Source organism: Pyrinomonas sp. (assembly GCF_040289685.1).
Lineage (GTDB): Bacteria > Acidobacteriota > Blastocatellia > Pyrinomonadales > Pyrinomonadaceae > Pyrinomonas.
The window spans coordinates 709-8,532 of sequence record NZ_PSLQ01000095.1 but is presented as its reverse complement, the minus strand read 5'-3'; the positions used below and the strand labels follow the sequence as shown (position 1 = coordinate 8,532).

Sequence of the window (7,824 nt, the reverse complement as noted above, 5' to 3'; positions counted from 1 at the left end):
CGGATGGGCTGCCGTCAACCAGCCCCGCAGCATCAGCCGCTGGCGGTTAGGTGCAAGCCCCCGAATAAATTCGGGGGCTGTTGACACGCTGGACCAATTTGGCGCGAGAGCGGCAATTTCCAAAGCGGCGGACCGAATCTTCGATCCGCCGCTGCTCTTTGTGGGTTCAGGCGGGGCGCTTGGCTTTCCTTTCGTGCCTTTCGTGTCGCTCGAATCGTCGTTCGCGGCGCATGAACAGCCGAGGGTTTTCGGAGACCTCTTTGCGCACGCCTGGGTGTTTAGCGAGGAAGTCGTTTAGCGCCGGGTGGCTCGCCAGATAGCTCGAATCATCGATGAGCTTGGGATTTTTCTTGAGGTCTTCGGCGATCTCAGGGTGCGCGTCGAGGAAGCGATCGAAATTGCGCAACTCCCCTCGCGTGATATCGCCGCCGCGGCGTTCAAAGCGGCGCTCGCGGCGCATGAAATAGCGCGGCGTCTCTTTCAGCTCTTCGCGCACGCCCGGATGCTCTGTGAGAAAATCGCGTAGCGCCGGGTGTTCATTCAGATACTGTTGATTGTCGACGAGCGACGGGTTCTTCCTGAGATCGGCTTCGATGTCGGGATGAGAGTCGAGGAAACGATCGAAATTGCGTAGTTCGCGCCGCGTGATGTCAGGATTGCGCTGTCCATACGCTTGCCCGTCAACGAGCAGCGCGCCTAGCGAGATGACCAGCGAGGCGACAAACAGCATCGCCTTCGACCGAAACTTGAGAAGCATATGCCTTGCTCCTTTCGAAATGGATGGATTTCGCGCGAAGATGGGAGCAAGGGGTTCGACCGTTCGTCCACGGTCTGAAGATTTAGACGTGCGAGCGGACTCGAAGGTTGAACATCTTTCTCTACGCGGACGGCCCTGTAAAACCGCCCGTCTCAGAAGGGCGTTTAACTACGGCGCGCGCACGTGCCGCAGGCAGCGAAAGCTCGGATCATTTCAGCGAAAGGGACTCTTTCACCCTTCCATTATCGAGAAGGCAGTGAAAAGCCCGTGCGCCTTGGAGAAACATCGGCCGCGGCAGCGAAGAACGGCGCCGCTTAGGGATTCGGTCCCGCGCTTTACAAATGTAACATGCTATGTTACATTAACGCGCGTCTCACCGAACGGAGGGCGGAAGATGAGAGCTTACGAACTGAAGGGGTTCGGTTTCGAGCATTTGAGTCGAGTCGAGGTCGAAGAGCCGAAACCGAAAGAGCGCGAAGTGGTCGTCCGCTTCCACGCGGCCTCTTTGAACTACCGCGATCTGATGTTCATCAAGGGGGCGTACAATCCGAAAGCGAAGTTGCCGGCTGTGCCGCTGTCGGACGGCGCGGGCGAGGTGGTCGCCATCGGCGGCGAGGTGACGCGCTGGAAGGTGGGCGATCGGGTCTGCCCGATTTTCGTGCAAGGTTGGATCGAGGGCGAACCGTCGGCGGAGAAAAGTCGGACGGCGCTCGGCGCAGGCGACCGGCCCGGAGTGCTTCGCGAACGCGGCGCGTTTGGCGAAGAGGCGCTCGTCAAGATTCCGGAGCACCTTTCGTACGAAGAGGCGGCGACGCTGCCGTGTGCGGCGTTGACGGCTTGGAACGCGCTCGTGGTCTCAGGGCGTTTACGCGCTGGCGAGACCGTTTTGACGCTCGGCACAGGAGGCGTGTCCATCTTCGCTCTGCAGTTCGCTAAAATGCACGGCGCGCGCGTTCTGATTACATCGAGCAGCGATGAGAAGCTCGAACGGGCGAAGAGTTTGGGCGCGGATGCAACGATCAATTACCGGCAGGTTCCCGATTGGGACAAAGAGGTCCTGCGTTTGACCGACGGGCGCGGCGTCGATCACGTCATCGAACTCGGCGGCGCGGGCACGCTCACACGCTCGTTGAACGCTGTGCGCGTCGGCGGGCACATCGCGCTGATCGGCGTGCTGGCTCCAGCGGGCGAGGTGGATTTACGGCGGGCTTTGATGAAGAACGTGCGCGTGCAGGGCATCTTCGTCGGCTCGCGCCAGATGTTCGAGGAGATGAACCGCGCCATTGAAGCGAACAAGCTTCGCCCGGTGATCGACCGCGTCTTCTCCTTCGATGAGGCGCGCGCGGCATTGGAGCACATGGGGAGCGCCGCGCATTTCGGCAAGATCGTCATCAAGTTCGATTGAAGGCGCGATGGGCGCAGAGGTCGGTCAAGTCTTTTCGGACCGGAGTCGGTCCATCGCTTATTGGTCCGGTCGGATTTCACTGTTGAGGGGAGGGAAAGCGAGTGCCGTTACCAACGAGAGGTTATGCGGTCAAAGAGGCTCAAGCGCCGCTCGAACCGTTCGATTTCACGCGGCGCGACCTCGGCGCACAAGACGTTTTGATCGACATCCTTTACTGTGGCGTTTGCCATTCGGACATCCATCAGGCGCGCAACGAGTGGGGCAACTCCATCTACCCGATGGTGCCCGGTCATGAGATCATCGGGCGCGTCGTGCGTGTTGGCTCCAGTGCAACGCGCTTTCGGGAAGGGGAGACCGTGGGCGTCGGTGTCTTCGTCGATTCCTGTCGCGAGTGTCGCAACTGCCGAGAGGGGCTGGAGCAATATTGCGAGCGCGGGTTCGTGCCAACCTACAATGGGTATGAGCGCGATGGGCTGACGCCGACCTACGGCGGGTATTCGACCCAGATCGTCGTCGATGAGACCTACGTTTACAACATACCCGGAGGGCTTTCGTTGCCGGGCGCGGCGCCTTTGCTGTGCGCTGGGATCACGACCTATTCGCCGCTCAGGTACTTCGGCGCGGGGGCTGGACAACGCGTCGGCGTCGTCGGCTTGGGCGGGCTGGGCCACATGGGCGTGAAGTTCGCCGCCTCGTTCGGTGCCGAAGTGACGGTCTTCAGCACGTCGCCGACGAAAGAACGGGACGCGCGACGGTTGGGCGCGCACCATTTCGTCGTCACGCGCGAGGCGCAGAATCTCGCGCCGCTAGCCAACAGCTTCGATCTCATCCTCGACACCGTTTCGGCGCCGCACGACATCAACGCGCTGTTGAACCTGCTGCGGCGCGATGGCGTGCTGGTGCAGGTGGGACTGCCGGAGAAGCCGTTCGAAGTTGACCCTTTCTCCCTGCCTGCGGCGCGAAGGAAGTTGGCCGGATCCAACATCGGGAGCCTGCGCGAGACGCAGGAGATGCTCGATTATTGTGGCGCGAAGGGGATCGAAGCTGATGTCGAAGTGATTCCGATCCAGAAGATCAACGAAGCCTACGAACGTGCGCTCAGGGGAGAAGTGCGCTATCGGTTCGTCATCGACATGGCGAGTTTGAAAGCAGAAACCGCGCTGTAGGGCGTCATAGACCCCACGCCTAAAGGCGGGGGCTTGTGGGTTACCTGCAAGTCCAGCTATGACCAGCCCAAGCGACGGAGCGAAGGACAAGGCGAGCAAGCCGCTACGTCGTCGGTAGGCCCAAGACCTACTCCGGGATGCTTCCCCAGTTCCGGACCCTAGAAGCTCCGGCTGCAGACAACCTTCGGGGTGTGAGCGAAACGGGCCGGAAGCTGTTGGCCGGCCGACGACATGGGCGATGGCGACGGTCCGGGAGAGTCCGCCCGGACCCGTCACCGGCCCCGTAAGGGGTCCCGAAAGGGAGGAAAAGGATCATGGTCTTTGTGTTGGACAAGAGAAAGAGGCCACTGATGCCCTGTACGGAGAAGCGCGCCCGGTTGTTGCTCAGGCGCGGACGCGCCGTCGTCCACTGGCTCCATCCGTTTACGATCCGGCTCAAGGACCGATTGCTTGAGGAAAGCGGGCTGCAGCCCGTCGGGCTGAAGCTCGATCCAGGCAGCAAGGGCGCTGGGGGCTGGCGTAAGCGTGGGTCAGAAGTTTGAAGCGAGACGCGCATGCTTTTGCGCAGGAGGTTGGATGGATTCGAAGGCGAGGTGAAAGATGCAAAAGCGTCGATTGGGCGATCAAGGGCTGGAAGTTTCGGCGATCGGTTTAGGCTGCATGGGGATGTCCGACTTCTATTCCGGGCGCGACGAGCAGGAGGCGATCGCGACGATCCATCGCGCTTTGGAATTGGGAATCGACTTTCTCGATACGGCGGACATGTATGGGCCTTTCACCAACGAAGAGCTTGTCGGACGCGCCATTCGCGGGCGGCGCGACCAAGTCATCATCGCGACCAAGTTCGGCAACGTCCGCAGCGCGGATGGGCAATTTCTCGGCGTCAACGGGCGGCCCGAATATGTCATCGCCGCTTGCGAAGCTTCATTGAAGCGGCTCGGCGTCGACGTGATCGACCTCTATTATCAGCATCGCGTCGATCCGAACACGCCGATTGAGGAGACTGTGGGCGCGATGGCGCGACTGGTCGAACAGGGCAAGGTGCGTTATCTGGGCCTATCGGAAGCTGGGCCGGAGACGATCCGTCGCGCGCATCGCGTGCATCCGATCACGGCTTTGCAATCGGAATATTCTCTTTGGAGTCGCGATGTAGAGGATGGCGTGCTCGGCGTCTGTCGCGCACTCGGGATCGGGTTCGTCGCCTACAGCCCTTTGGGGCGCGGCTTTTTAACGGGGCGTTTCAAACGCTTCGAAGATCTGCCTGAGGACGACTACCGGCGCAACCATCCGCGCTTTCAAGGCGAAAATTTTCAGAAGAACCTCGATTTGGCAAAGCGCGTGGAAGAGATCGCCGCGGAGAAAGGATGCACGCCGGCGCAGCTTGCGCTCGCATGGGTTTTGGCGCGAGGCGAAGATATCGTGCCGATTCCGGGGACGAAACGGCGCCTATATCTTGAAGAGAACGTGAAGGCGCTCGACGTTCGATTGACCGAAGAGGATCTGAAGCGCATCGAAGAGGCTTTTCCGCGCGGTGCGACGGCAGGTCAGCGTTATCCCGAATCGGCGATGCGTTACATCGGGCTGTGATCCCTTGTTTGATGGGGATCGACCGGATCGGTTCGCTATTTGGGGTCGAGATGGGCGGCGGTAAGCGCCCCGCAAAAGAGTGCATCGCGATGAAGCTTGCGTTGGCCGCAAAGAGAGAGCCTCTTCCGCCGCGCATCTGATCGGAGTTACAGGTGGGAGGATGTCGGCGAGTTATCTTTTTCATGTGGAGACGATCATGGAGACGATGAAAGCAGTTCGCATCCACCGTTTCGGTGGACCAGAAGTTTTGACTTACGAAGATGCGCCGCGCCCGCGCATTGCCGAGGATGATCTGCTCGTGCGCGTGCATGCGGCGGGAGTCAATCCGGTTGATTGGAAGATCCGCGAGGGGAGGCTACAACAGTTCTTGCAGCACAAGCTGCCGTTGGTTTTGGGGTGGGATTTTTCGGGCGTCGTCGAGGAGGTAGGCAGCGCCGTCGAAGGTTTCAAGCCCGGCGATGAGGTTTACGCGCGCCCCGATATCCGGCGCGATGGCGCGTACGCCGAGTTCATCGCCGTACGCGCGCGCGAAGTGGCGCGTAAACCGCAGACGCTCGGTCACCTGCACGCCGCCGCTGTGCCGCTGGCCGCGATCACGGCGTGGGATGCGCTCATCAAGACAGCGCGGATTGAAGCGGGCCAACGCGTGTTGATTCACGCGGCGGCCGGGGGCGTGGGCCACTTCGCCGTGCAATTTGCGCGCTGGAAAGGGGCATACGTGATCGGCACGGCGTCATCGGCCAATCACGAGTTGGTGCGCGCGCTCGGCGCAAACGAGGTGATCGACTATCGCGCGGAACGTTTTGAAGAGAAGGTAAGCGATGTCGATGTGGTCTTCGATACGGTCGGCGGCGACGTGCAGCGTCGTTCGTGGTCGGTCTTGAAAAAGGGCGGGATGCTCGTTTCCATCGTCGAGCGGCCGTCGGAAGAGGTAGCCAAAGAGCACGGCGTGCGTGCCGCCTATATCTTCATCGAACCGGACGCGGAGGTTTTAAGGCGAGTCGCCGAGCTGATCGATGCCGGCGTGGTCAAACCGGTTGTCGAAAACGTCTTCGCGCTCAGCGAAGCGCGTCGAGCGCATGAGCTGAGCCAAAGCGGACACGCGCGGGGCAAGATCGTCCTTCGCGTCATCTGAAAGCGTTTTCGCCAGCTTCGCAACGGAAAGCGGAGCGACGAGCGATTTCGCTGTTGTCGTTCGGATGCATTTTGTACCGAATCCGCAAGGCGCGAGCGGTGGATGACGACGAGCGCTCGCGTCTTCGACCTTTTTGCGTAACTCAGCGATGCATCCCATGCGAATTTCCGGTCGCTCGAAGCGAAAGAGACGCGCTCCGACTCCTTTGAGATTTTAAGGTGAGGATGAGATGAGCAAGTTGTTTTCCAAATTCAAGTTGCGCAACGTAGAGTTCCGCAACCGCGTCTTCGTTTCGCCGATGTGTCAGTATTCGAGCCGCGATGGGTTGGCGAACGACTGGCACCTAGTCCATTTGGGAAGTCGCGCCGTCGGCGGCGCCGGATTGGTGATGGTCGAAGCGACGGCCGTTTCGCCCGAAGGCCGCATCTCGCCAGGCGACACGGGGATATGGACGGACGATCATGCGCAAGCTTTTCGTCCGATCACGAGGTTCATACGCGCGCATGGCGCCGTGCCGGGAATCCAGTTGGCCCACGCCGGGCGCAAAGCTTCCACCGATCTGCCATGGCGCGGCGGGCAGCCGTTGCGCGACTCAGAAGGTGGATGGCAGACCATAGGGCCAAGCCCAATCCCATTCGCTGAAGGTTTCCCGCCGCCGCGCGAAATGAGCGAACGCGACATCGAATCGGTTATCGAACAGTTCGCTGCAGCGGCGCGGCGCAGCGTCGAAGCCGGTTTCGATGTGATCGAGATTCACATGGCGCACGGCTATTTGCTTCACGAATTCCTTTCGCCCCTTTCCAACCGGCGCGATGATCTTTACGGCGGCGATCTTGAAGGGCGCATGCGTCTTCCCTTGGAGGTGGCTCGCGCTGTGCGCGCCGCTGTGCCCACGTCGCTTCCGGTCTTCGTGCGCATTTCGGCGACGGATTGGGTTGAAGGCGGCTGGGATCTGGCGCAATCGGTCGAACTTGCGCGTCGGTTGAAAGAAGCGGGGGTCGATCTCATCGATTGTTCGAGCGGCGGACTCGTCCCCACCGCACAGATTCCGGCTGGACCAGGTTATCAAGTCCCATTTGCGGCGGCGATTCGTCGCGAGGTCAGCATCGCGACCGGCGCCGTCGGGATGATCCGCAACAGTTGGCAGGCTGAACAGATCGTCGCTAACGGCGAAGCTGATGCGGTCTTTCTCGCGCGCGCGATGCTGCGCGATCCGTACTGGGCGCTTCATGCCGCGCGCGAACTCGGCGTCGATGTTGAATGGCCCGTTCAGTACGCGCGGGCGAAGGATTGATCCGACGAACTGGAAGCAGAGTTCAGGCGCGTCGTTCATCGCTCGCAAATGTGGCGCGTCGAAAAATTGGGTTGCTTGAGGGGGCTCTCTCGGTCTTGAAGTTCGCTTGCGGGGAAGAAAATTAGGATGACTCAGAAAACGGAACGTCCGGCCTTCCTCTTCGATCTTGACGGCACGCTCGTCGATAGCGTCTATCAGCACGTGCTCGCGTGGCGCGAGGCGCTGGAAGCGGGCGGCATCAGGCTCGCCGTCTGGCGCATACATCGCCAAATAGGGATGAGCGGGGGGCTTTTCATCAGCGCGCTTTCGCGTGAGACAGGGCATAGCGTCTCGGCGGAAGAGGCCGAACGATTGCAGCGCATTCATGCCGAGGCTTTTGCGCGCTACGCCTCGCAAGTGCGTCCGTTGCCTGGAGCGCGCGAGCTGCTCGAACATCTAATACCCTTTCATGCTGATTCCTTAAACACAGGCCACCAGTGG

At 60.8% G+C, this 7,824-nt stretch carries 7 protein-coding genes and 1 pseudogene; 7 read left to right on the top strand and 1 reads right to left on the bottom strand.

Annotated elements, in window-relative coordinates; translation table 11 throughout:
- Window positions 1–166: 166 nt before the first annotated feature.
- The gene (locus C4334_RS14015; RefSeq protein ID WP_352432710.1) at window positions 167–757 is read right to left on the bottom strand and encodes a hypothetical protein; all 591 of its coding nucleotides are present in this window, start codon (window positions 755–757) and stop codon (window positions 167–169) included.
- A 394-nt stretch (window positions 758–1,151) separates the two neighbouring features.
- Here C4334_RS14015 and C4334_RS14010 point away from each other — a divergent pair, with 394 nt between their 5' ends.
- From C4334_RS14010 to C4334_RS13980, 7 genes and pseudogenes are all read left to right on the top strand, one after another.
- Window positions 1,152–2,162, top strand: a complete 1,011-nt coding sequence (locus tag C4334_RS14010; RefSeq protein ID WP_352432709.1) for a zinc-dependent alcohol dehydrogenase family protein — start codon at window positions 1,152–1,154, stop codon at window positions 2,160–2,162.
- Between the two features lie 101 nt (window positions 2,163–2,263).
- On the top strand, window positions 2,264–3,328 hold the full coding sequence (locus tag C4334_RS14005) for an NAD(P)-dependent alcohol dehydrogenase (protein ID WP_352432708.1): 1,065 nt from the start codon (window positions 2,264–2,266) through the stop codon (window positions 3,326–3,328).
- A 314-nt stretch (window positions 3,329–3,642) separates the two neighbouring features.
- Window positions 3,643–3,840, top strand: a pseudogene (locus tag C4334_RS14000) (RRXRR domain-containing protein); the annotation flags it as partial.
- Window positions 3,841–3,928: 88 nt separating this feature from the next.
- Window positions 3,929–4,915, top strand: coding sequence for an aldo/keto reductase (locus C4334_RS13995; RefSeq protein ID WP_352432707.1), 987 nt, complete (start codon window positions 3,929–3,931; stop codon window positions 4,913–4,915).
- Window positions 4,916–5,120: 205 nt separating this feature from the next.
- Complete coding sequence (locus tag C4334_RS13990) at window positions 5,121–6,050, top strand: NADP-dependent oxidoreductase (protein ID WP_352432711.1); 930 nt, start codon at window positions 5,121–5,123, stop codon at window positions 6,048–6,050.
- A 229-nt stretch (window positions 6,051–6,279) separates the two neighbouring features.
- Window positions 6,280–7,344: an NADH:flavin oxidoreductase/NADH oxidase gene (locus C4334_RS13985; protein WP_352432706.1), complete on the top strand. Its 1,065-nt coding sequence runs from the start codon at window positions 6,280–6,282 to the stop codon at window positions 7,342–7,344.
- A gap of 126 nt (window positions 7,345–7,470) precedes the next feature.
- Window positions 7,471–7,824 (top strand): HAD family hydrolase (locus tag C4334_RS13980; RefSeq protein WP_352432705.1); only part of this gene is annotated, 354 nt, incomplete at its 3' end.

Excerpts from the sequence above, each read along its gene's own strand:
- C4334_RS14010 (WP_352432709.1), top strand. The coding sequence starts at position 1,152 with ATGAGAGCTTACGAACTGAAGGGGTTCGGTTTCGAGCATTTGAGTCGA.
- C4334_RS14015 (WP_352432710.1), bottom strand. The coding sequence starts at position 757 with ATGCTTCTCAAGTTTCGGTCGAAGGCGATGCTGTTTGTCGCCTCGCTG.
- C4334_RS13985 (WP_352432706.1), top strand. The coding sequence starts at position 6,280 with ATGAGCAAGTTGTTTTCCAAATTCAAGTTGCGCAACGTAGAGTTCCGC.
- C4334_RS13990 (WP_352432711.1), top strand. The coding sequence starts at position 5,121 with ATGAAAGCAGTTCGCATCCACCGTTTCGGTGGACCAGAAGTTTTGACT.
- C4334_RS13995 (WP_352432707.1), top strand. The coding sequence starts at position 3,929 with ATGCAAAAGCGTCGATTGGGCGATCAAGGGCTGGAAGTTTCGGCGATC.